Origin of the sequence: uncultured Parasphingorhabdus sp., from assembly GCF_963975735.1 — a bacterium.
GTDB lineage: Bacteria > Pseudomonadota > Alphaproteobacteria > Sphingomonadales > Sphingomonadaceae > Parasphingorhabdus.
Genome location: NZ_CAXBIA010000013.1, coordinates 50,754 through 77,001, shown reverse-complemented (window position 1 = coordinate 77,001; position 26,248 = coordinate 50,754). Strand labels below are relative to the sequence as shown.

The following is a 26,248-nucleotide window of genomic DNA, read 5'->3' as shown; positions in this document are numbered from 1 at the left end:
CTATAGTCCCTCGCAGACATTTTGTTCGGCGCTGTCGAGAAATGGCGCAAAGGGACAGTTTACATAGCGCAAGCGGACATTGGCGTTGCCAAGATCTACCACGATATTGTCGGCCCGCATCGCCTTTGGCGCGTTGCCGATGGTTGTGAGACGCTGGCCGGCATTGTGCAATCCGAGAAAGCTGATCATATCATCCTGATCGATACCGTCACCCGACACGCCGAGACCGCCGATCAATTGATTGCCGCGATAGATCGGTACGCTGCCGGGGAAAATCTGGATGCCGTTTTCGAGCCGGTTCTGTCCTGCGACCACATCCGGCGTGTTGGTGCAGCGCATGGGCGTGTCCATGGCGGAAGCTCCGGTAACAAAGGCGAGATGCTGCCCCAAATTGGGGAAGATCAACGCCGCCTGCAGTCCGGTCGCGAACGGATTAAAATCTTCAATTGGTCTCGATAATGGCCCGTTGGGGCGACCCAGTTCGCCATCCGGAAAATAAGGGCGGGAGAGATTGCCGCCCGAGCGATCGGCAAAGGCAACCGTACCGGTGAGGGCATTGGGATCGTTCAAAAAGGTTCTGACCCGTCCGACAAAGGCGGCAACATCGCCGTCGGGATTGCCGAGCAGGTCCGATGCCGCAGTGCTGTTGGAAAAGAAGGAGGCTGTCCGTGCTTTCTGCAGGGAAACATCCGTCCCGAAAATCGGTGCATCGGGCGAACGGACAATGCCCAGTATCTCGCCATGGGTATCGACTATGGAAATCGACACCTGCGCGCGGCTGTCGAGTGGTTGACGGATCTGTGCCCGGGCGCGCGACATGACGATAAAGGCTTCTTCCAAGATCGCCCGTGTTTCGGCGGCTGTCAGCGGTACAGGGACGTCCGCAGCATCGGTTGCTGCGCGTATTGTGAAACGATTGGTTCCGGCTCCATCGGTCAACACGAAAGCATCGCGGTTCTTGAACTCGGCTGCCGTCGATGCGCGGATGCCGGAAGCTTCCGTACCATAAGCTGTGCCAGCGATGATGACGTTCGAGGCATAGCCGGTAACGGCGATCAAATTGCCCGCAGTGCCGTTGATGGCAGCAAAATTATTCTGAAGCGGGGACAGAACGCTTACCACGACGTCGCTGAACCGAAGCTGCGTGCCATCAACATTGATTCGATTGGCGGTCACCGCTGCGGGCGGAGCAAAACCCTGAATGCCTGCCAGGGCGATCGCTTCCTCGTCATCGTCATCGATATCGAGGGTGTTGGAATCGAACCCATAGTCGCCATCACCCATCACGCCGATGGCTCCGACAACGACGCCATTCTTGTAAAGCGGCAAGCCGCCGGGATCGGCAGACAGGCCGAGCGGAGAACGCTTCGGTCCGATCAGCGCTGCGCTTCCGATATTACCGAATCTCTGGTTGAGATCGGAACATGGCAACTGGCTGAATTGCACGCCGAATAGCGGGCCGCTTTCCAGACCCGCCGTGGTCGGGGCGGGCGGGAAATGTTCCTGAACGATCTGGCTGGCGGTACGGCTGGAAAATGCATTGCCGGCACTGGACAGATAGGCGCCAGTCACGGCTTTTGCGATAGCGCCTGCTGCTGATGGCACAACGACGCCCTGAACGTCGACCAGGGGATTGTTGATCGCTCCCGATGCGGTGCGCGCGCTGGTGGTTGCGGTCGGCCTTGCGCCGTTCATTTCAAACACCGCCAGCACATTGCCGACCCTGTCCGTCACCGCGATAACCGAAGGCAGGTTGCGGGCGGTCGCTTCACCGACGGCCTGCGCGATAATGGTCTGTACGTCGGTAACGCTAAGCGATTCTTGTGCCGGTGGCGTATAAGCGCCGCCATTGCCGTCAACCGTTACTGGTGCGGGTGTCGGAGTTGGCGAGGGTGCCGGTGTCCCGCCAAAATCATTGCTGTCGCCACCGCCGCCGCAGGAGGTCAGCACCAGCGCGAAGGCAGAGATGGCGGAGGTCAAATAGGGGTTGCGCATTATCAGATCCCCTACCTGAGCGACCGGATCGTGCGCACGGCGCTGCCGAGTGCCCGGCGATATTTCAGCGGTTCATAATCATTGGGCTCGGCAACGGCGGCATAAGCGACATTGATCTGTCCGCGCAGGCTGGATGCGGCGGATTCGCTGACCTGACCGCTGTTGACCAGTCCGTTGAGCAAAGTGTCGACGGCCATGACCGCCTGTACGCTGCCTTCATAATCTGTGAAGCGTGGCGATATCGCCTGACCGGCAATGGTCTCCATGATCTGGAAGGTCTGGTCCCGGCCAAAGCTGGCGCGGGAGAAACGATCGGCCAGCTGGTTCGCATATTGCCGCAATTTCGCCGCTTCCTGAACGGCGGGCTCCCGACCTTGTGCCATCGCCGCATGGAAGGCTTTGGACCGGCTATCGAAATCAGCCGCAATGTCTGGCGCCGCTATTTTGATCGCAGCGCTGAGCATGATCATATTTTCGTCATTATAGGGCGGCATGCCTTCGGGAATGGGGCGTCCGGGATTGTCGATCGATGTCGGACGGGCGGATGCATCGTCATAAATCCGGCGGTGACAGCTGTGGCAGTCGTAGAAATAAAATTCCGGAAAAATACCCTCGGTGCCCAGAGATGGTTTGGTGAACAGGTTCAGCGAGCGTTCGAGCGCCATTGCCTGACCCACCGCCCAGAACTGGACGCTGTTGGTCCGGCCCTTGCGGCGGACGTAATCGACATCCTCGTCATGATGCTGTTGCAGGGTGGAGAAAAGATCCATTTCAAAGGAAATGCGCGGATGGCCGGCGGCCATGATCTTGTGGTCGACAAACTGGCCCTTTTTGGCACTGCCGAAATGGCAGTCGAGGCAGACGCTGGCGCGGGCCTTGGGATTGTCCAGTGGCACAAGTCCCTTGGCAACATTGCGGGCATGGCTGGCGCCGACCGCATAATGGCTGGAGAGCCAGCCGGACGATGCTCCGTGACAGGATTCGCACCCGACGCCGTCGTTTAGCTGGAACCTTGGTCCCTTGCTTGCTGCGGTCGTGGTGTGACAACCGAGGCATTCCGATGCGGACGCCGCATCCTTGAGGCCGAGACGCTTGGCTATTGCAATGCTGCGCGGTTCGCGGAGAACACGGAAGGCGCGGCTATGGGCTCCGCCGGGCGTCGACTCTTCCTGCCAGCGCATAATTTCATCCTGCCTGACAATTTTTCCGTCCGCTTCCTGCCGTCCGTGACAGGTCGTCGCGCCGCAGGAAGCCACGCCCAGATAGGTGCCGCTGGCGACATCTGTGGCGGCCTCGACGGGAGTGGTGCTGGCCATGGTCGAGATGAACAATGCCGTGCCGACGAGTGCCGAGCAGAACAGGCTAGCGGCCAGTAACGACCAGCCAGGAATCCAAGATTTTATATTCCCCATTTGCATCGTTGCCCATTTCGGTTTTGCAACCGATCCCCTGATCCAGCACGACGCGACCCTTGCCGTTCAATATAACGATCACGTTACCTATCCTCCAACCCATGCTCAATGCAAACGAAAATCGCCCGATTTCTTTTATTTTTTAGGGCTTTGCTGCTCGAACTGTTGAGTAACGGAAACAGTCTGTTGCGCACAGGCAACGGTTGTCGCCTGATCGCCTAGCCCGGTTTGCGCCGGATCACCAGATTGCGGATTTCGGTCATATCTTCCATGGCGAAGCGGATCCCTTCACGGCCCAGACCGCTGTCCTTGACGCCGCCATAAGGCATATTGTCGACGCGGTAGGATGGTACATCATTGATCACCACGCCGCCGACATCAAGATGATCCCAGGCGTCGAGCGACTTGAACAGATCGCGGGTGAAGATACCGGCCTGCAGCCCGAACTTGCTGTCGTTGACTTCGTTCAGCGCGGCACCGAAATCGCTGAATTTTGAGAGCAGGGCGAGCGGACCAAAGGCTTCTTCGCGATAGGCGTCCGCGCTGGTGTCGACATTTTCCAGCAGCGTGGCTTCGAGCATATTGCCCGTGCGATTGCCGCCGCAGAGAAGCGTCGCGCCTCCCGCCACAGCGGCTTCGATCCAGCCGTGCAGGCGGCTCGCTTCGCCCTCGGAAATCATCGGACCGATGAAGGTCTCGCGTTCCTTGGGATCGCCAGCGATCAGGCTTTTGGTCTTGGCGACCAGCATGTCCTTGAACCTGTCGTAGATGCTCTCGTGGATGATGATCCGCTGCACACCGATGCAGCTTTGGCCGGATTGATAAAATGCTCCGAAAACGACACGCTCCAGCGCATCGTCCAGATCGGCGTCATGATCGACGATCACGGCTGCATTGCCGCCCAGTTCGAGCACGATTTTCTTCTTGCCGGCCTTGGCCTTGAGATCCCAGCCAACGCCCGGCGAACCTGTAAAGGATAGCAGTTTCAGACGCTCGTCGACCGTGAACAAATCGGCGCCGTCCCGACTTGCGGGCAGAATCGAGAAGGCGCCTTTTGGCAGATCGGTCTCTGCCAGTATCTCGCCCATGATGATCGCGCCGAGCGGTGTCTTGCTTGCCGGTTTCATCACGAACGGACAGCCCACAGCAATGGCCGGTGCGATTTTATGCGCTGCCAGATTGAGCGGGAAATTAAACGGGGAAATGAAGCTGCACGGGCCGATGGGCACGCGTTTCCACATGCCCATATAGCCTTTTGCACGAGCGGAAATGTCCAGCGGCTGGACCTCGCCATAATTGCGCACCGCTTCTTCGGCGGCTATCCGGAAGGTGTCGATCAAACGTCCGACTTCGCCTTCCGCATCCTTGATCGGCTTTCCCGCCTCGACACAGAGGGCATATGAGAGTTCGTCAAACCGCTCCTTGAACCGGTCGACACAATGTTGCAGCACATTTTGCCGCTCGTAGCTGGCCATGGCCGCCATCGGCGCCGCTGCCTCCACGGCCCCCGCGATTGCCTTTTCAATGACATCGGGGGTGGCGAGGGCAGTCCGGAAGGCGACTTCATTGGTATATTTGTCGGTGACTTCCAGATCGGTATTGGGCTGCACCGCTTCATTGTTGAGATAAAGCGGGTAGACGTCTTTTAACTGTGTCATACGTGTCTCGTTCAAACCTTCGCGCTGAGTTCCTTGATCTCGTGATTCAAGATTCGGTCATTGTCGGAATAGTCGACCGGAACCTCGATCAGATGCACGCCATGGCTGTTCAGGCATTTGTCGATCGTTTCCTGAAGATCTTTCGCGCTGGTGATCCGGTAGCCGTTGGCACCATAAGCCTCTGCATATTTAACAAAATCGGGGTTACCATAAGTCAGGCCCCAGTCCTTGAAGCCCATGTTTGCCTGTTTCCAACGGATCATGCCGTAGCTGTTGTCGTTCAGCACCAGCACGGTGATGTTGAGCTTTAACCGAACAGCGGTTTCCATTTCCTGACTGTTCATCATGAAGCCGCCGTCGCCGCAAATCGCCATGACCTTGCGGTCGGGATAGACCATCGCTGATGCCATGGCCGACGGCAGGCCGGCACCCATTGTCGCCAGCGCATTGTCGAGCAGGACGGTATTGGCCTGGCGCGCCTTGTAGTTGCGCGCGAACCAGATTTTATAGACACCATTGTCGAGACAGATGATGCCGTCGGCCGGCATCGCTTCGCGGACGACCTTGACGAGATGGGGCGGATAGATCGGGCAACGGACATCGTCGTCCATCGAATCGGTATGCTCTTCCTCGGCCCGGCGCGCCTTGTACATCGCGTCGAAATTCCAGCTGCCGGAGGGAACGATATCTTCCTTCATCTGCCAGATCGCGTTGCCGATATCGCCGATCACCTCGATCTGCGGGAAATAGACCGGATCGACCTCGGCGCTGTTCATCGAGACGTGAATGACTTCTGTGCTGCCGGTCGCCATGAAGAAGGGCGGCTTCTCGATCACGTCATGACCGACGTTGATGATCAGGTCGGCGGCGCCGATGGCGCGATGGACAAAATCATTGGCCGATAGCGCTGCGCAACCCATGAATTCCTTGTGGGTCTCGTCGACCACGCCCTTGCCGAGCTGGGTGGTGACAAAAGGTATACCGGTCTTCTCTATAAATTGCGTGAGCATGCGGCCGGTGGTGGTCCGGTTGGCACCACCCCCGACGACGATGATCGGGGATTTGGCATTTTCGATTTTCTTGGTCGCGGCGCGGACGGCTTTCGCTTCGGCGACGGGACGCCGGGCCAAGCTCGGTTTGATCGGGGTGGAGTCCGTTTCCTCGTCGGCAATATCTTCCGGGAATTCGATATGGGTGGCGCCGGGCTTTTCTTCTTCGGCGAGACGGATCGCTTCGCGCACGCGGCTTGGGATATTATCCGCCGAAGCGAGCTGGTGGGTGAATTTGGTGATCGGTCCCATCATGTCGACGACGTCGAGAATCTGGAAGCGGCCCTGCTTGGATTTCTTGATCGGTTTCTGGCCGGTGACCATCAGGATCGGCATGCCGCCGAGCTGGGCATAAGCCGCCGCGGTCACCAGATTGGTGGCTCCGGGACCGAGTGTCGCCATGCAGACGCCGGTCTTGCCGGTATGGCGTCCGTAGGTCGCGGCCATGAAGCCGGCGCCCTGTTCGTGACGGGTGAGAATGAGCTTGATTTTCTTCGAGCGCGACAGGCTGTCGAGCATGTCGAGATTTTCTTCGCCGGGAACGCCGAACAGATATTCAACGCCTTCGTTTTCCAGACATTCTACAAAAAGATCGGATGCTTTGGTCATGTGGGTCCTTCCCTGATCGTGATGACCAGTGTTTGTGCGAGTAATTGGCAACGACCCCAATGATCCTCAATCCCCCTCAAGAACGAGACTCACTCTACCCCTATGTTCTTGGATGGTAAGTCAAAAAAGCCGCGAAGTCACCCCCTCAATATCCCCGATCAAAGTCGGCGACGGCAATCATATCGTCGCCATTTTTATAGCGCTTCAGGTTTTCGACGAAGCGGGCAGCGGCACGCTGGAACATGCGGGTTTGTGCTACCCCCGACAAATGCATGGTGATGATGCAATTGGGCGCGTCCCACAGCGGGTGGTCGGCCGGTAGCGGTTCGGGGTCGGTGACGTCGAGGGCAGCGCCGCCGATCGCCTTGTCATTGAGCGCTGCGAGCAGGGCATCCTGATCGACCAGAGTTCCGCGCGCGACATTGACCAGCCAGGCAGAGGATTTCATCGCGGCAAATTCGTCGGCGCCAAACATATGTTTCGTATCGCTGGTGGCGGGCGCGGAAACAAAGACCCAGTCAAATTCGCCGAGCCGGTCGCGCCAGTCCTCGAGGCCGATGACATTGGCTTCGCCGGTTGCGGTGCGGCGGACGGCGGTCACATCGACGTCAAAGCCGGAAAGTTTTTTGGCGATCTGCTGGCCGATACCGCCATAGCCGATGATCAGCGCCTTGCTGTCGTCGATCTCGGTTGTGCCCGGTGCCGTTTCCAGCCAGTTGTGCTGACGCTGGTTGTCGACGATCTGATCCATGCGCTTGGCGGCGGCCAGCATCATCATGACGGCGAATTCAGCGATTGGAGCGCTGTTGAGACCGGCGCCATTGGTCAGTTTCGTGCCCTGTGCCTTGAGCTGATCGAGCGGGAAATGTTCGACACCCGCATAAATGCTGTTGAGCCATTTGAGGTTGGTCGCGGCGGAGATGATTTCCGCCATCTTCTCCTTGTCATACATGTCGAACCAGCCGATCTCGGCGTGCGGCGCGATTGCCATCGCTTCTTCGGTGCTGGTGAACCAGGTGACATCGAGGTCGCCGCAATGCGGTTCAACCAGCGGACGGACGAGAGAAGCCATCGCGGCTTTCGGTTTGGCGGTCATAGCGTCATACTCCTAAAATTACCGTTCCCGTTTGACGGGAATCTCTATTTCTATTCAAACGTTGTGCAACCGGCTCGCCCGTCTGGATGCGGATAACAGGAAGCAAAAACTATATTTCTATCTTCCAGTCCCAGCGCAGCGGATCGCCATCCATCAATTCCACACCCCGGGCGGTGAGTTCATCGCGGATGCTATCGGCGGTCGCGAAATCCTTTTCCACCTTCGCCTGTTGGCGCTGGTCGAGTTTTGCCTCGATACTGCTTTCATCAATTTTCGCGTCTGCCGGTCGAACGCGCAATTGATCGCGTTTAAGAGTTGCAAGCTCCAGACCCAAAACCGAGTCCATTTCAGTCAGCAGCGCGAGCCTTTGATCGGCGGGCAGTTTTTTGAGGCCGAGCAATTCTTCCAGCAGAGGCAGGCTTTTCGAACTGTTCAAATCCTCGCTCAACGCAGCATCAAACTTGTCCCGCAATTGCACGAGGGCCGGGTGGACTAACTTTGCCGTTTGTCCGTCCGCTTTTTCCTGCAGGCGTTCCACGCCCATCACGATGCGTTTCAACCGTGTCAGCGCCGCAACCAGATTGTCCCAGGTGAATTCCAGCTCGCTGCGATAATGGGCCTGCAGGCACATCAAGCGATAGGCGAGGGGATGGATGCCCTTGTCGATCAGCAACTGCACCCGCAAAAACTCTCCCGAAGATTTGGACATTTTCCCGGTCCGGTCGATCAGGAAATTATTGTGCATCCAGATTTTCGCGCCGCTGTGATCGGAGCAACTATGCGCCTGGTTCTGCGCGATCTCGTTGGGATGGTGAATCTCGCGATGGTCGATGCCGCCGGTGTGGATGTCGAACGGCAGTCCGAGCAGGGCTTCCGACATGACTGAACATTCCAGATGCCAGCCCGGCGCGCCCTTACCCCAGGGACTGTCCCATTCCATTTGCCGCTTCTCGCCGGGCGGTGTCTTGCGCCAGATCGCGAAATCGGCAGCGTTGCGCTTGCCCTCGACTGTCTCGATCCGGCCTTCGCCATCGTCGGTGGATGCGCGGGCGAGGGTGCCGTAATTGGCGACGGTCGAGACATCGAAGTAAAGACCGCTCTCGAGCTCGTAGCAATGTTTGCCGGCAATGCCTTTGGCATAGTCGATCATCGCCGGAACATAATCGGTGGCAATCGACCAGTGGGCCGGTTGCCGGATATTGAGCGCCTTGATGTCCTGCCAATAGGCCTCGGTATAATGTTTCGCGATATCCCAGATCGACTGGGCTTTCTCGGCCGCCATTTTCTCGAGCTTGTCTTCGCCATCGTCCGCATCATCGGTCAGATGGCCGACATCTGTGATGTTGATGACATGGGTGAGTTTATAGCCCTTCCAGCTCAGCGTGCGCCCGAGAAGGTCGGCAAAGATATAGGCCCGCATATTGCCGATATGGGGATAATTATAAACCGTGGGGCCACAGGTATAGACGCGTGCTTCACCGGGGTGAACGGGGACAAACTCTTCCATCTGGCGAGTCAGACTGTTGAACAGTTTTAGCGGATGCGCGGCAGTGTCATTCATCATCCATCGCCTAATGGCTTTCCGCGCAAAAGGTCAACCGATCAATTGTTTGCAGGTGTCATTCTGCGGGTTGGACCTCTTCCACGTCTTCATCCTTGTCGATCAGGCATTTTCCGTCATTGTCGAGCTCGCAATCGAAGCCGTTCACCCACAGATCATCATTGCCCGCGCCGGTCACCGGTTCATCGATCAGCGGATCATCCACCCGTTCTTCATTTTCCTTGATCTCGATCAGATTGCTCGCGAACGGATCCGCAGCATATTCTTCCGGCGTTACCTCTTCTTCAATCACATCCTGAACCGGTTCCTGAGTGGGATCTGGCGTAGGAGTAGGCGTTGGGGTCGGAGTAGGCGTTGGCGTCGGCGTCGGCGCGCAACTCGCCGGATCGTTGATAACGCAGCCATTGATGGTGGACGCAGCATTGAAGCCAGCCCCCGTTATATTTGTTGCAGGGATCGCAGGTATACCCGCTGCGCCATTGACAGTGCCGTTGATGACTATGGGCGTGATGCCACTGGGACCAGAATTGATCGACAGCCCGCCAGAACCGGCAACAAAGCCGCGCCGGGCATCGAAGGCGGTGCCGCTGCCGGTATTCTGGACATAGAACTGGCTGGCAAGCAGAGTGACGGTGATAGCGTCCGCCCGGATAAACCCGTTGTCCCGGACATTGCCGTCATTCTCGGCAAGACGCGCATCAATTTCAGCGGTGCTCATGCCTTGAATATCGTCAAAAGCCTGATCCGTCATCGCATATATATTGCGCGCGGTGAGGGAAAGATTACCAGCCAGACTAGCGTCATTGGCCATCGTGATTGAACCGGTTGCGGCGTTTACAAACAGATCATCGCCGGCGGCGAGGTTCAGATTCGTGTTTGAGTCGCCCTGGACGGACAGGTCGCCGATCACATTTATCGATTGATCGGCCGTAATATTGAAGGTCCCATCCGCACCGAAATTGCCCTCGGAAAAGGCGCTTGCCGAAAGGGTTTGGATCGTTAAGTCAAATCCGCTGAGTCCGGTATCCGCTGCGTTGATCGTCAAATCGCCGCCCGAATGAATCCGGCTGAATTCGTCATTTGTGAGAGAGAATACGCCTCCCAGATCCGTTTCGTCGCCGAGCCTCATCTGCGTGGTGCCGTCGGTGGAAATCCGGATGTCGCTGGTTGAAGCGTTCTGGCCCAGACTGCCGGCAGATCCGATATTCATATCGGCGCTGACCGTCTGGATAGTGCCGCCCATTGCATCCGCCTGAATGTCGATTGCACGGCCAGCTGTGATCTGCAGGTCATTCGACGCGCTTACCGAGCCGTTGATCAAAACATTGTCGCCGGCGCTGAGGGTGATGTCGCCTGTGGCTTGCGCGGCCTCGACTTCCAAACCGGTCGCTGAGGACAGATTCACGTCACCATCCGTGGCTTCGGCACTGACCGTCATATCCTGCTGTGTAACGATAGAGACGGCTTCACCCGACGCGACAATGCTGTTGGTCACGTCGACGTTATTGGTGACATTGACCAGGCCGGTTGCCGCGGTCAAGAATATGTCATTGCCCGAGACATCGGCTATATCGATTCCATTATTGGCGCTGATATCGACTTCGCCCTCGTCCGCCTTGGCGGCATTAACTTCACTTGCAACGAAGGCGCCCTGCAATTGGGCGCTGACATTTGTGCTGCTGTTAACCGACCCCAGATTGGCGTCACCGCTACCCATGATCGTGACATCGTCGTCGGACGTCATATCGTCGCCGGTGATATCACCACCGGCATTCAGGGTCGTGCCACTTGTGCTGGCTGCGCTGGCGAAGTTTATATTGCCGCCGGCATCGACTGTGAAAGTGCCGCCCTGGGCATCAAGGTCGCCAAATCCGACATTGCCGGTGGCATCGAGGTCGATGTCGCCGCCCACAATCACGCTACCGTTGCCATCGATATCGCCTGATAGAGCTGCCAGCGTCAAATTGCCCCCAATAGTGCCGTTGTTGAGGGTAACGGAGGCACCGGTGATAGTGGTGTCGCCCCCGCTGATTGCGTTGGCAACGGTCGGCGTTCCGGTTGCGGTGACATTGATATCATCCAATGCATCAAGCGCACCGGTGGCCGTCACATCGCTTCCGCTGTCCAGCTGGATGTTCGAGCCGGTCAGTGTCTCGCCGGCAAAGGCGATCGATCCGGCCTGACCGGCATTGGCGGTGTTGAACGACAAGGCGAACAGGTCGATTCCGGTGCCGCTGGTGGTTGCGCTGGTCAGGCTGATCGAACCGTCCGCGTCAACCGACATGTCGTCGCCCGCCGATACGGTCGTCAGGGCAACATCGCCCAGCGCCCGGATCGCCACGTCTTCGCCGGCGTTCAGAGTGCCGGTCGAGGCAATGTCGTTGCCGGCGAGCAAGCCGATCGAGCCTGCCGTCGGCGTGCCGGCACTGGTGGCCGCGGAGCCGAGCGTGATATCCTGTGCCGCTGAAACCAGAATGTCACCGCTATTTGCAGTGAGAGCATCGGCTGCGATATTATTGGCGGACATGTTGATGCTTTGTCCAAGACCCGTGGTAGTGGCGTTGCCGATATCGATAGCATTGACAGCGTCGAGATTGACACTGCCGCCTGCCGTCAGGTCACCGGGACCGGTTCCGGTCAGGTCGCCGGTCGTGGCGCTGAGCGTGATGCCGCCGGATGACAGCAAGTCATTGAAGCCGACATTATTGCCCAGAACCGAGATTGATGTCGCGCTGCTGTTGCTACCGAGAAAAGCGTCTCCGGTAGCGGCGGTCAGCGTGATGGAACGGTTTGCGGGCAGGTTGATCTGGTCAAAGCTGATGTCGCCGCCAGCGCTGATGTCGATATCGATATCGGCGCTTTGCGACAGGGCACCAACATTGATGCTGCCCGGCACCGTATAGCTGGTTTCAAGCGGAGCACCGACCAGCGCGACGGTCGTCAATTGACCGCCGGTTGTGATCGAAGCAGCGTTGATGTCCGCGCCGACCGTGATACCGATATCATTGGCGCTGTTGAGGTTGGCGGTTCCCAGCAGGCTGCCAGCGGCGTTGACGGTTATGGCGTTGCTGGTCGCGGAAACGCCGGCCAGATCGATATCGCCCTCGGTACTTTGGAGTGCCAATTGATTGCTGGCGTCTAGCGTGGTTGCGACGCCGGTCGTACCCATGACTATGTCGCGGCGTGTGGTGACCAATATGTCAGTGGACGAGACGGTCCCGCTTTCGACGATCGCCTGGATCACATCATTGTTGCTCGCCTGGCCGATATAGACCAGATTGTCGGCATTGAGCGTGCCCAGACAGACATTGCCTTCCAGACATTGGGCGCTCAGCAGGCCGTTATCATCGCTCTGGGTCACGCCATTGGCGGGAGCGTCGTTGACGTCCGCGCTGATCGAACTGGCGGTGATCGTGCCGCCAAGACCGTCGACTGCGTTGGCGGTCATGACGACGGCGAAGTCATTGGCGTCGAGATCACCGGCTGCGACGATTGACGCAATGGGCGTCAGCGGCGTGGTGCCGAGCGTCCCGATCGGCGTGCCGAACAGACCGGTGAAGTCACCCGCCTGCAAAATGAGATTGCCTGGATTAGTGAATGTAAACGCAGTGCTGGGTGTGGTCGACGGATTAGCGCCCGCCGTCAGACTGGCGCCAGATTCGATGATGATATCGTCGCCGGTCCGGACGGCCAGACCATTGTCTGACACGACATTGCTGCCGGTGCGGAAATAGGCGTTGCCACCCGCACCGATGGCGATGAGCCCGGTCGATGTGACATCGCCAGTTATGGTGGCGTTGTAATTCGGATCGAAGATCGGCGAGGGCGATCCGGTCGGATCATATCCTGCGTTGATCGTCAATTGCGGGGCTATCACATAGGAGATCAGTCCCACTGAAATGACCGCGGGAATCCCGGTAACGGCGGCATTGTTGACAGCGACATTCTGCAGCGCCGAAATGTCGACCGAGCCGACACCTGCGATATCGGCGACGGTGGCATTTTGTTCTGCGCGAACCGTAGCGGCGTCGCCTGCATTGATCCGCGAGCCGTCAGTGCTGATAAAATCGCCCTGCGCCGTCGCATCGAAAGTCCCGGCGACGTCGAGGGAGTTCACTAGCGTCGAGTTGTTGCTGTGATTGATCAATATGTCCTGGTCGCTGACCAATGCGGCATTGCCGCCGACGGTCATCTGCGCGTCGCCGTCGAGATCATATTCGATATTGCCGGCGACGATCACCGTCAGATTGCCGAGAACCGACACAGCTCCGCTGTCACCGGTCACGAAAAAGCCGCCCAGAGGGGCCGAAGCCGAACCGACCCCGGGGCCGATCGCGGTATCGAAGGCGGTGGCGGTCAGGTTGCCCAGCGTTATCAGTCCGGCAGGATCGGTCGAACTGTCGGAAATTTCGATGCGGCCACCCGCGCCGGAACCGACAATAGGGCCGCCGCCGCCCGTACCGCTGGAATTTATGTCGACATCGGCGAAGGTCACGATACCGGGACTGCCTTCCTGAACTTCGATAATGCCGGTTCCGCCGGTGCCGCTCCCGCCGGTGCCGTCGACCCCGTTGGTGCCGAAAGCGCCATAATAGCCGCGGGTCCCGCCATCACCGGCCAAACCGGCTGTGGTAATGGTCAGATTATTGCCGGAAATCGTGCCACCTTGCGCGAGCAGGCGGCCGGTACCGCCAGTTGCGTCCCCGCCATTGCCCGCGTCGCCGGCAGCGCTGTCATAAGAGTTGCCGCCATCTCCACCAGTTCCACCGGAACCGGTGCTGGTCATGGTAAAATCGCTGGATAACAATGTAAGGGTTCCGCCCGTGCGCGCGATCAGTTCGACGGTGCCGCCTGTGGCATTACCGCCCGTTCCGCCATCACCGCCATCTAGGCCACCGCCAAACTGATAGAAGCCGTCTGTGCCGCTGCCGCCGGTTGCATCGGCTTCCAACGCAATGAAGCCGAGATCGATATTCCCGCCCGCGCCAGTGACCTGTAATCGTGCCGTGCCCGCGGTCGCATCGCCGCCATTGCCGCTGTTGCCGGTGTTATTTGCCGGGTCAATCCGGCCCTGACCGCCATCACCGCCGGTGGCATTCGCCAATATCGTCGGATCGTCCAGATCGACGGCTGCATTATTGACGTTGATTGCGGCGACACCGCCATAGGCGCTGCCTCCGTTGCCGCCGGTCGAGCCATAGTCGCCTTGCCCGCCGGTAGCGCTGGCATCGACGGTGACCGTCCTGCTTGTGGCATTATCCTGATTAAGATTGAGTGTTGCATTCCCGCCTCGAGCGGTTCCGCCATTCCCGCCCGAACCATTCCCGTAGAATGAGCCGCGGTTGTCGGAATTGCTCCCTCCGTCACCACCTACAGCCACCGACTGTATCGTCGCAGACGTGAAGTCTAGCGTGCCGGATGTGTCGTTCATAACAGCATCACCGCCGGTCGCATCGCCACCAGACCCCGCCGGTCCGCCACTGATGAAGGTGTTGACGACGAATCGATCGCTGGTAGAGCCCCCGTCGCCGCCGCTTGCGGAGGTGCTAACCTGTATGTCTCCGGCGTTAATGGTAGCCGTTCCTGCCATGTTGAATGTTGCCGTACCACCCAGTCCGGCACCACCGTCGCCGCCGTCGCTGCCATAGCCGAAGCCACCTGAGGCGCTAGCCCCGTACGGAGCAGAGGCCGGGTTATTCGCATCTGCCGACACGGTCAGGGTATTGGTGATGGTCAGGTTGCCAGTTATGGCGTTGAAGGTCGCGTCGCCGCCGATGCCACGACCGCCATCGCCACCGGCGGTTCCGCTGTCGATATCGCCATAAGCGCCATCGCCGCCAAAGCCGTTCGCGCTAATCGTCAAATTGGTGACGGTGGCGTTGCCGCCATTGAGATTGAACGTCACACTTCCGCCCTGGCCATCCCCGCCATCGCCTGCCGAAACGCCGCCTGCAAATGGCGTATCAACCACCGTAAGATCCATCGGCGCGGCAAAAGCGGAAACGGCAGGTATCAGCAGATTCTCTGTCACTTCGGATCCGCCCCGGCCACCGGCACCGCCCGCACTGACTTCGATATCGCCTGCAATGAATGTACCTCCGAGAAGGTCAAAGATCACGCTGCCACCAACACCGGAGCCGCCATTTCCTTCAAACGGCCCTGAAAATTCCGGACCGGAAACAATCGATCCGTCGGAATTGAAATCAATGTCGGTAAAAGTCATTCTGCTGGTGATTGGCGACGTGCCTTCCAGCAGGATTGTGGTTGAACCACCTTGGGCAGATGTCGGTGCAAAAGTTGATGAGTCATTTGCGCCCGCTTGTGCACTGGCATTTACGGAGAAAAGTCCGGTCAGGGTTATGAAACCATCATTCGCGTTAACCAGAATATTTCCTCCGGCCGCATTCACGCCGTTCGTGCCTGTGGTGTCAGAAAAGCTATAAAAATCGACATCGCCACCGGAAATTCGTCCATTATTCCGGGCGACTAAATCGATATCACCTGCGGTCAGAAGCGAACTCAATTCGGTTGAGGAAAATCCAATTGAGGCGCTGGTATCGACGGCCAGGCTGCCGAAGCCTATAGTGCCGTTGTCGGCAGTTATAGAGACTGATCCGGAGGTGAGGCTACTGCCTGCAAGACCACTGGACGCCTCGGTCAGTATCGAGATTCCGTTCGTAACATCGAGTCCTGCACCTTCGTCGCTTGTGTTGAGAATGCTGATTGTTACCGCGTCTATCGCAGGATCGCTCACGATATTGCCGGATGTTCTGGCGTCAATAACCATGTTGTCGGTTATGGATACATTGGTGCCGGAATTGCTGACGGCAAAATTAACCGTGCCGCGGCTGAGGTTGCCTGCGATGTCGTTGCCGCCGGCGTCAAGGGATACTCCTCCCTCTGCAAAACTGGAGATTCCCACGCTTCCAAAACTGTGCAACCCACCTGAGATGGCAAGATCAACTGCGCCTGCGACGGCGACATTGTTCTGGATTGCTGAAGTGTCTGACCCGCTGGTACGTTCCGCATCGGTTGTTATCTGAAGATTTCCGTCGACCGTCATCTCGCCGCCCGACAGATTCAGCCCGACATTGCCGGCGATGCCGTCACTACCCAGTAAGCCGGCTCCGTTTCCGCCAATCTTTCCCGACCCTGTATCTATGGCCGAAGCGTTGAAAGCAATGTTGCCGCCGAATTGCGCTGTGCCGCTGTCCATGTTGAACGCGATATTGCCTGCCTGACTGAACCCGTTCTGGATCTCGCCTTTTCCGCCTTGGGCGCTGGTCAGGAAGGATGCGTTTCCACCTACATCCAGCACGCCGCCGTTGGTGATGTTGATGGTGACGTCTCCGCCGGTGGCATCCTGACCTATCCCGGTACCGCCATTGTTAAGTACCGTAAAGAAATCGTCGGCACCGATACCGCGGCTGTCGAAGTTCAGATCGCCGGACAGGGCAAGTCCGGTATTGAACTGAGACCCAAAGCCGGTGCGATCGATGTTGAGGTTGATGTCGCCGCCGGTGGCACCGGTTCCGGCAGTCAGGTTCACATCACCGTTGACCAATATCTGGCCACCGGCCGATGTGTTCAGATTGATTTGGTTACCCGCAGTCAGGTTCAAGTCCTGCGTTCCAACCAAGTTACTGATAACGACTCTGCCGGTTTCCGATTGCGAGGAAATTGTGATGTCATTTGACGCAAACATCTCGAGCGTCGAGCCGAATGCAGTCAGGCCCGCGCCGCCGATCTGAACATTGGTGGCAGCGGTTGACGTCGCATTTTCTTCGATTGCATTAACCGGTGCGGCAAGCGACCCGGATGCCGTGACATTCCCGCCAGCGCTGAGGATGATTTTGCCATTGTCAATCATGGCGGAAGCTGCTTGCAGATAACCCACTGTACCACCGACAAGCATGGTCACGGCATCATTCTTGGGTACTGCAACCATGTAAATGGCGCGGGCATCGGCATCGGTAATCTGGTTGTCGCCGTTCAATGTCGGGGTAGAAGCGGGACCGATGGTCGATCCTGTATGGACAATACCATTGGCATCGGATGTTCCAACGCCGATCGAAATGTCAAATAGCCCGTTGTTGATGGTCAGATCGGCTTGTTCCGCAGCGACATAAGCGACGGCACCGTCGGCGTTGACCCTGCCGCCTTGCACGACACGCGGCGCGACCAAAGCCACATAGGTTTCTCCGCCGAGGGCATCATTGACGGTTATCTGATCTGTGCCGGGGCTGACGTTCAAAAACGGTTCTATGGTGACGGCACCGCTCGAGGAGTCGCCCCTGAACCGTATCTCGCCCGAAGGACCGAATAGTCCGCCGGTTGTATCAATGTCATTGGTTGTCAGCAAAAGGCTGCCCACATTGAAACGTGCGTTCCCGCCCACGAGGATACCGCCGGGGCTGTAGAACCAGACGTCGCCACCGACCGGCCCACTGGGATTGCCCAGCAGGCTGGCAACACTGCCACTGAAGGCGATACCACGGAGGTCGCCGGACGCGGTCGTACCTGTGGGTATAATCCGGTTCAGCACCGTATATCCGGTATTGGGGCCAACAAATGTCAGCGCCGTGCCGGAAGGGAGAATATTGATCAGGTCATCGCTGTTCGCCGTGTCCTGCGGAGACCAGTTGATAACTGTTTGCGCCGAGCCAAGCGTGTAAATATCCGCACTGGCTCCCCTCTGGATTATCACGGGTGCCGACACGGAATCGATATTTGCCTGAAATGCTCTCCCGGCGTCAATTCTGGAGCCGATGGTCTGAGACTGCGCCTGCGCGGTTTGTGGAGCCGAGGCCAACAAGAACGCTGCCGCAGCCATCGAGCCTCCAGCCAGCCAGCGCATTTTTCTGGCTGATTTCGGGGCGCTTTTTGCGCTACTGTTTTGGGTTCTTATAGTCATCTTGCTGTCCTCGGTTGAACTGCGTATTCTCTGGTCGAATGATGATCTCATCATCTGCGCTTCCACGGCGCGAGCTGGATGGTCAAGCTCAGCAGCGCCCGCGCGCTATCACGCCGGGTTTGGAAACCAGCGCGTTTGAGCGGTACGACCGCGGTCAGGTCCAGACTGGCGTGCTGGCCAATGGTCGTGCGGACCCCCCCGCCAGCGGAATAGAGTTTTTGCGGATCACCCGGACTGTTCTTGTTCCAGACACCCATCAGGTCAAAAAACAGATAAGGCTGCACCGCGATGCCTTCGGGTGAATCGGGCACCAGGGAGCCGTAGCTGATCTCTGTCTGCAGGCCATAGCCACTATCGCCGATGATCGTTCCGGGATCATAGCCACGGCCGGTGGTGTAATTGCCTCCCGATATTTCTTCGTAGGAGAACAAGGCATCCGGCGAATATTGGAAGCGCGGCTTCAGCGTGAAGGCAAGCAGCGGGGTAGGGCGATAGTCGATTTTTGCCTGTCCCCTGACGACAAATGCTGTCGGGTCGCCATCAGCGCGGGTTGGAAAGACCGTCTGGCCAATACAGTTGACGAACGCCGCACCGCAGCCCTCGCTGGCACCCAATATGTCAAGGCCCTGGCGGAGCTCCAGCGAACCGCCGATTCCCCATTTGGGTTCAAAGGCGGAATAGCCGCCGCGTCCTGAAATGCTTCCCGGTTCGATCTGGCTGAAGTCGAGGCGGGCGTACGCTACGCTCAACCGGTCTTCGTTGGTGCGGGCGCTCAGAATATCGGTGCGCTGGTCGATATAGTCGAGGCCGATGGTTCCGAAGACATTGCGCGATTGTTTGCGGAGGAAGGGATAGCTTGCATAGGCGCTGGCGACCAATGTCTCGGATTTGATCGATAATCCGCCGGCCAGTTCCGGCTTGGTCCAGGCATAGGTGACATTGGCACCGAATTTCAGACCCTCGCCGCCAACACGGAATTCGTGGCTGGCCTGCAGAACCTGCTGCTCCTTCAGATCGGAGGTCGTGTAGCCGCTGATCACGGTTTCATCACCCATTCCGGTGAGCCCGTTGAACCGGAGCCGGCCAAGTCCGCCAAAGCGGCCGACAGCTTCGGACCCGAAATTCTGAAAATTGACGTCGGCGTAGACCGGCGTGCGGATAACGTTAAACTCACCGACCACTTCCCCGGGCTGTCCCCCGGATTCCGTCGATACCGGCCGCAGCGAAAGTCGTACATCCAGACCCGGAATGTCGCGCGCGAGCAACAGATAGCGGTCTGCGGTATTGATATTGAAAACCGGTTGTGCGGCAAGCTTTTCGATATATTTCTGCAACAGGCCTTCGGACGGTCCGGCATCTCCCCGGACTTGCACCGAGGTCATGCGTGCCATCAGCACATCGAAACGGACATTGCCCTGGTCAATTGTCTGAGGGGGGACTTGCACGGCGGCAAGATAACCATTGCCGCGCAATATCGTCGCTGCCCGGTCACGGATATCGCAGACGACCGAAACCGGAACTTCCTGACCGACATAGTCTGCGTAGGACGAAGCCAGCGAACCGGGGTCGACTGAAATCAGCCCGGTAAAATCAACCGTCTTCAGTGTGAAACGGACATCGGAAAATTCCGGTCCGGCTAGCGGGCAGGCGGACCGCTCGACGTCGCCGTCAACGGACAGTGTCTGGGACTGGCCCTTGAGCGCTTTGTCCACGACCCCGCGCTGGATTTCTTCCCTGGTCGGTCCCGCGACAGACGATTGCCCCCAGGCAGGCAGGCTTGCTGTCAACATGGCGATCCCCGCCGCCATAGTGGTTGTTCGAATTGTTGTGCGCGCGCGCGACATATTAATCCCCGTTTTTCGATGATCCATTTGCGACCCACTGAACCATCTTATCCCCATTCTGCCGTCCAGCCCTCATTCCGGACGGCAGAATCTATTCATATAAGCTAACCCTGATCTGCGGGTTCCCCGTTGTTCAGTTCAAGTGTTTCGACCAGCAGATCCAGTTGGCCGCTACATCCGTTTTCTATCAGCATGGATGCCGTATCATCGAGGTCTGTCGGCTGATTCTGCAATACCACGAAATTTACCTCGACAGACTGTGGTACATTTGAACCGAGCAGGCGATAACGTGCGCCGTCAGTGACTGGCAGAACGTCCTTCGGCCATGCTTTTAACGGATTGCCTTTCCGCCATGCTATCTCGGTGACGTTGCCGTCTTTCGGTTCGACAATCGATGCTGTCGCCGACCCTGTATAGTCGGGCCGCCAGACAACCAGTCCATCCGGATCGGCAACGCAGAATTTTCCGCCCTTGGTCACGTCAAGATACCAGAGATTCGGATTGTTCGGTGTTTCGACCGTTACGTTGCCTGCAGCGCGAACCGCTCCGGTCCTCGCCCGGCTGCTGCCGCGATTGCTGATGAAGCTCGACAGCCGGCGCGATGCGCTGGATGTGGATCCTGCGCCTTGCGCAAGGGAATAGGTTCCCGGACCCTTGAGAACGCGCGTTCCCGATTTGGTCAAAATGGTCACCTGGTCTTGCGCCTTCAGCGAGACTTTTGCGTCATTGGCCATTTTCTTGCCGGCAGGATAGCTGCTGGCCGAAGGTCCGGTCGAACGGACGACCATATTCTGTGCCATCGCAACGCCGCCAGCGCCGAACAGCAGAAGCGAACCGAGCGCCGCTTTCGCAAGAAGGGGAAGGGCTCCGCCGGATTTTGCCGGATCAATCTTATCCAAGTGCATAGCTTTCTCCATTTTTTGTCGTTTGCAGTCGTTTGAGCAAATTGACGAGACCCTGGTCGTCGCCATTTTGATCGATCATGGCACCCAGTGCCTGAATAGAACCAGTATCACCAATTTCGTGGGCCGCTATGACTGCGGTCACTGCTGCGCGATCTTTTTCTGCCCAGTCGGGGACCGGTTCGAACACATCGACCGGCGTCGATCGACCGCGCAGGGTGATCCGGCCCATCGGCCGGAACCAGTCGAGACCGGTCCGTTCCATCGCTTCCCTGCTCAGCAGGACCTTGGTCCCGAGGGTCTTGTTCGCCGCTTCCAGTCGTGCCGCGGTGTTCATGGCATCACCGAGAGCGGTATATTGGATACGGCCTTCACCACCGAAATTGCCGACAATGGCATCGCCATAATGCATGCCGACCCGCGTTCTGCCAATCGGCGGCACACCCTCGGGGACGTTCTTGCGAAACTCTTCACCCGCCTGATAAAGTGCGTAGGCCGCTTTGGCTGCGCGTTCGCCATCATCCGGATAGGCGATGGGCGCACCCCAGAAGGTGACCAGCGCATCGCCGACAAATTTGTCGATTGTGCCGCCATATTCCAGCGCCACATCGCTCAACCGGTCGAGATAATCATTCAGCAACGTTGCCACCATTTCCGGCTCGATCGCGTGGGTCAATTTTGTAAAACCTTCGAGATCGGTAAATACCGCGAAAATCTTCCGTTTCTCGCCGTGCAAAGCCAGTTTCTCCGGATCCTTCAATATCTCTGTTGCGATCGATTTTGGCAGATATTTGCCGAGGGCATTTTGCGCAAAGGCCCTCTGTTTGGAATTGATGGTCCGCGCCGCGGAACCGACCGAAGCATAGCCAAGCAGCCACCCGACACCCCAGCCGAAGGCGGGGAGGGTCAGCGTATCGATGCCGATATTCTGCAGCAGGAACGGGAAGATGAGAAAAAACACGAATTGGCCGAGCAGGATGAAGCCGACTTTCAGGGCGTCCCCGATGATCAGAGCCGACAGGCCACCGCAAATTGCGACAATCAGGGCGCCGACCCACAGGGTCCATGTGGCAATCGGGGTAGGCAGATCGTCATTGAGCAACTGGGCGAGCATATGGGCATGCACTTCCAGTCCGATCATCTTGCCATCATCACCGCTGATGTTGGTCAATCCGCCAACCGGGGTTTCGAACCGGTCGCGGTCGATGAAATCGCCGCCGATCAGTACGTGTTTGCCGGCAATGAACGAACCGAGCATTTCCGCAATGTCCGGATCTGCGAAACTCTCGATCGGGAATTTGTCGAAAACGGGAACATCGGTCGCTGCCGGAACATGGTAGCGGATTGCACCGTCATTTTTGGCAAATTTCGGATTGGGGCGGGTCAGCGCAATAGCCATGAACGGCGGCGCACCGGGTCTGTGCGGCGTCCACCGGCGCTGGACACCATCGCTATCGGTTTCCAGCTTGATATCGGTGGGCTGAACATTCTCGCTGCGGGCATCTTCGAAAAATTGTTGAAGAAACTCGTGTTCAGCGAAAGTGATTTCGGGGTTTTCCTTGGGATCGGCATAGGCAAGGAAGGTCGGCGTTTTCATGTTCTTGAAGGCCGAAATGAGCAGGTCATCGTCATCCTGCGGCATGGTGAAGAGAATATCTATGCCGATCGATTTGGGCTTCGCTGCGTCGATGCTTTCGAGCGCTTGCGCCAAAATTGTCCGGTCAACCGGAGACCGCTGGCCGGTCAGCTTCAGCGTGTCCTCATTATAGACGATCATGACGATATTTTCGTCTTTCTCCACTTCCGGCGCAAAGACGGAGGCGCGCAAATCATAGAGCGCGCGTTCGGCTTCCTGGATCAGCGGCGTCGTCCAGCTGTACCGCGCGACGAGAAGCGCGAGGATCATGAATATTATCGTGGATCCGAGGCGGATTGGTCCGAGTTGATCGAACAGCCGGCGCATGGATTGCAATATGCCCTTGGCACCTTCTTTCACATCGCGGTTATTATCAACCGGGTTTGATGGCTTGACGGATGCCGCCATTATTTCAGCGCTGCTTCCGTTGTGGACGCTTCATTGTTCATCGCCGTGTCCGTCGTGCCGGGCAAGAGCGGCCGGGCCCCGTCACCGATCAAGGCGAAACCCGACCAGTAATAGGGATGTGAAGTGACCGGGTCATCCATCAATTCCAGCTGGGATAATCTGAGTGCCTCGGTTATCGATCGTCCGCGACCGTCGCTGAAAAATCCGTTTATCAGCCGTTCCGTGGCGCGGAAATCATCCGGAGCAGGCCAGTGGCTGGCCAGTACCGAACGTCCGCCCGCTCCGATGAAGGATCGGACCAGACCGTCCAGAGCAGTCCCGCCGCCGCTGCTGACACCCGCGCTGCGGGTTGCCGCTATGCTGGCCTTGCCCGCTGTATCGCAGGCGGAGAGAATGACAATATCTGCATCCAGTTTGAGATCAAAAATTTCATCAAAGGCCAGAAGCCCGTCTGAATCCTGTCCCCCGAAAGACGTCAGCAGCGCGGGCTTCGCAGGGCATGACGGGTTAGGGGCAGTGACCAGACCATGGGTTGCAAAATGCAGGATGCGATAGTCGCTGATTTTATCGTTCGAAAGGATGGCGGTATCGGTGAAGGCGGCACCGGTTACGATGTCGGAACTGCCAGTGCCGACCAGAGACTGGGCTTCGCGCAGTTCGCGATCGGATATCGGACTGTTCCACTGGCTGAGTGGCCATTGGCAATTGGCGTTCATATTCTGGGAGCCGCCACGGATACCGGACATGTTGCTGCCCGGCGATACCGGTACGTTCTTTCCCAGACCGAGATATTGTCGAGAAGCACCCGACTGGGGAGCCTGCCGCGCGTCGGCGAATGCCCGTGCGGAAACGGCCGTGCTGATATCAATATTTCTGCCAAGCCATTTGACCCCGGAAAAATCGAAAGGATCGCTATCGGGTGCTTCGCTTTCTGCGAGATATCGCGAGACCGAGGCATCATCCGCAACCAGCAGATTGATCGGCAACCGGAGCATCGCGCCGTCCGGTTCGAATATCAGATGTTTCTTTGCTGCGAGCCGATCCGAGACCGGCTCGAAAAGATCGGCATATAGCGCGCGCGCTGCTTCGATATCGAAGGGATAGGTGACATATTGACCATTTTCATAAGCCGATATCGAGGCGCGCAATGTGTCGACCTTTCTATCGAGCGTGTTCTCGTCAAGCGGCACCTTGTACGTCTTCGCCTCAGTCTGATCGGAATAGAACATGAAAATATCGCTGCCGATGACCGTCAGCCGCATATAGGCTTCGCCGGGTCGCATGGTGGCGCGTAATTCGTCGAGGCTGAGAAAGCGGGCCGCTACCGCACGATATTGCGGAAATTCGGCAAGCCGGACCTGGGTGAGCTGCTGGCTTCGTTCCAGCGTTTCAATTTCGGAAGCGAGATCATTGCTCTGCTTGAGCGTCGATGCCGACTGGCTGCTCTTGCTCAACGCCGAAAATCGGATCCGCAATCGTTCGATGTTGCGCGCCAAATTGGTGGATTGTCTGAACAGTCGCGCGGCATCATCTGTGCCCGCGCTCAGTTCACGTGAAAGAACCGCCTGTGTTTCGGCGACGCCCGGGCGAACCAGTATCTGGGAAGCCTTGAAAAATTGTTCTGCCGCAGTTGTATCTGCGGCGAGAAGTCTGAAATAAGGTGCGAGCTGGTTCGCCATACCCGAAATTGCACTCCGTTTGCCCAGCGAATTGTCCACAACTTCACCATATAGCTGGCGTGCTTCGGCTTCTTCTCCATATCGCAACAGAAAGGCTGCGAGCCGCGCCTTGGCAGCGTTGACCGCCCGCGTTTCCGGATATTGAACGTTCAGCAAATCCAGACCGTCGCGGAGCAATTGTTCCGCCTCGCCCAAGTTGCCGTTGGCTTCCGCAACCAGGGCCAGTTCGGAGAGAATCTGGACTCTCAGCCGTGTGATCGACGTGACCCGGCCATCGCGAACGGTGATGGCGCGGTTATAAGCGGTTATCAGCGATTCACGCGCGGTCTTGTAATCGCCATTTATCCGCTGGGCAGTGCCCAAAAGTTGCAAGGCTTGTGCATCGATGATCTCGGCACGTTCCCGCTCGCTCAATTTCGTTTCGTCAACGAAGCCGAGCAGGCTGCGGGTACGAATGCTGCCGTTAATCCGCATCGAAATCGGATCGGTAATTTCGAGGCGCTCTGTCAGCGCGATTTGCTGGGCCAGCGACGTCTGTAGCGGGACATTGAGCCGCTCGACGGCCGCATCAAACAGCCCGTGGTTGAGCAGGTGCATGGCTTCAAAATTGCGTTGCAGCCGCTCGGTCACCGGGTCAGCGCCATTCAGTTCCCGGGCTTGTTCGAACAGATCATTGGCTTCCGCAAATTCACCCAGATTGGACTTTTGCAAGGCCCGGTTGATCAGATATTCGTGGGGGTTGATGTCCTCCCCCTCCATGCCGGACGTCCGTTGTTGCAGGGTTTCGAAAAAGGCTGCTGCCTCCGCATAGTCGCCGCTGAGATTCCGCCTGTACCCTTCCGCAAGTGCCTGATCGGGTTTCAGCGTTGCCGCCTGAACCCGGGCGAAGGCAAAGGGATCTTCTACAGAGGTAGAGGCGACATCGATTGTGCCTTCGGCAATTGAGTCATTCAAGATGGATCTGAGTGCCAGCAAGGTCGCGCCATCGTAAACGGCCAATCCCTCTGCGACATAGGAAACGCCGTTTTGCCGGCCAAGAAACTGTGAAAAGGCAACCGGTTCGGTCGTCAGATGGCATTCGTTATGACGAAAATTTCCGAGCGCGGTTGCGGCCCCGCTAGTGGCACAAGATACGGGTTCGTTGCGATGGGGCGCAATACGGTCAAGCAGGTTCTGCTCCGGCGATCGGGACGAATAGACAAAGCCGACCGGTCTTGCGGAATCGCGGCAGACGACTGCCCAGCTGCGGTCGAACATATCGGCTTTCGCCTTGTTCTCGATGCTGCGATCCTGCACCTGGCACAAAATGCCCTGGCTGTTCCCTATGGGAAAACTGTCACGCAGGGAAACCGGCTTGCCTTGAGCAAAAGCAGTGACCGGGGTCGACGCCAATCCCAATGCCAATATTATTGAACCGATACTCGTCCGGTGCACGATATTCTCCCCACAATATTTGTGCATTGCCATGTCCCCTCAGACACCGGC

The 26,248-nt window shown here is 57.9% G+C and carries 11 protein-coding genes; all 11 read right to left on the bottom strand.

The annotated features are described in order from the left end of the window. Positions 1-1,995 (bottom strand): heme-binding protein, encoded by a 1,995-nt coding sequence (locus tag AACZ86_RS13150; protein ID WP_339693261.1) that lies wholly within the window; start codon positions 1,993-1,995, stop codon positions 1-3. 11 nt (positions 1,996-2,006) lie between these two features. Continuing rightward, positions 2,007-3,311 carry a multiheme c-type cytochrome gene (locus AACZ86_RS13145; protein ID WP_339693298.1) on the bottom strand — a complete coding sequence of 435 codons (1,305 nt, stop codon included), beginning with the start codon at positions 3,309-3,311 and terminating at the stop codon, positions 2,007-2,009. Between the two features lie 314 nt (positions 3,312-3,625). Beyond that, positions 3,626-5,065: an aldehyde dehydrogenase family protein gene (locus tag AACZ86_RS13140; RefSeq protein WP_339693259.1), complete on the bottom strand. Its 1,440-nt coding sequence runs from the start codon at positions 5,063-5,065 to the stop codon at positions 3,626-3,628. An 11-nt stretch (positions 5,066-5,076) separates the two neighbouring features. Then, positions 5,077-6,723: an acetolactate synthase large subunit gene (locus tag AACZ86_RS13135; RefSeq protein WP_339693258.1), complete on the bottom strand. Its 1,647-nt coding sequence runs from the start codon at positions 6,721-6,723 to the stop codon at positions 5,077-5,079. A 145-nt stretch (positions 6,724-6,868) separates the two neighbouring features. After that, complete coding sequence (locus AACZ86_RS13130) at positions 6,869-7,819, bottom strand: D-2-hydroxyacid dehydrogenase (protein WP_339693257.1); 951 nt, start codon at positions 7,817-7,819, stop codon at positions 6,869-6,871. Between the two features lie 109 nt (positions 7,820-7,928). After that, positions 7,929-9,380 carry a cysteine--tRNA ligase gene (gene cysS / locus AACZ86_RS13125; protein ID WP_339693297.1) on the bottom strand — a complete coding sequence of 484 codons (1,452 nt, stop codon included), beginning with the start codon at positions 9,378-9,380 and terminating at the stop codon, positions 7,929-7,931. A 58-nt stretch (positions 9,381-9,438) separates the two neighbouring features. Next, positions 9,439-18,237, bottom strand: coding sequence for a hypothetical protein (locus AACZ86_RS13120; protein ID WP_339693256.1), 8,799 nt, complete (start codon positions 18,235-18,237; stop codon positions 9,439-9,441). A gap of 107 nt (positions 18,238-18,344) precedes the next feature. Continuing rightward, complete coding sequence (locus tag AACZ86_RS13115) at positions 18,345-20,084, bottom strand: ShlB/FhaC/HecB family hemolysin secretion/activation protein (protein ID WP_339693255.1); 1,740 nt, start codon at positions 20,082-20,084, stop codon at positions 18,345-18,347. A 158-nt stretch (positions 20,085-20,242) separates the two neighbouring features. After that, positions 20,243-21,043, bottom strand: a complete 801-nt coding sequence (locus tag AACZ86_RS13110) for a hypothetical protein (protein WP_339693254.1) — start codon at positions 21,041-21,043, stop codon at positions 20,243-20,245. Further along, positions 21,030-23,084 carry an adenylate/guanylate cyclase domain-containing protein gene (locus tag AACZ86_RS13105; RefSeq protein ID WP_339693253.1) on the bottom strand — a complete coding sequence of 685 codons (2,055 nt, stop codon included), beginning with the start codon at positions 23,082-23,084 and terminating at the stop codon, positions 21,030-21,032. The genes AACZ86_RS13110 and AACZ86_RS13105 overlap by 14 nt, the downstream gene beginning before the upstream one ends. Then, positions 23,084-26,224, bottom strand: coding sequence for a CHAT domain-containing tetratricopeptide repeat protein (locus AACZ86_RS13100; RefSeq protein WP_339693252.1), 3,141 nt, complete (start codon positions 26,222-26,224; stop codon positions 23,084-23,086). Before AACZ86_RS13100 ends, AACZ86_RS13105 begins: the two co-directional genes overlap by 1 nt. Between the last annotated feature and the right edge of the window lie 24 nt (positions 26,225-26,248).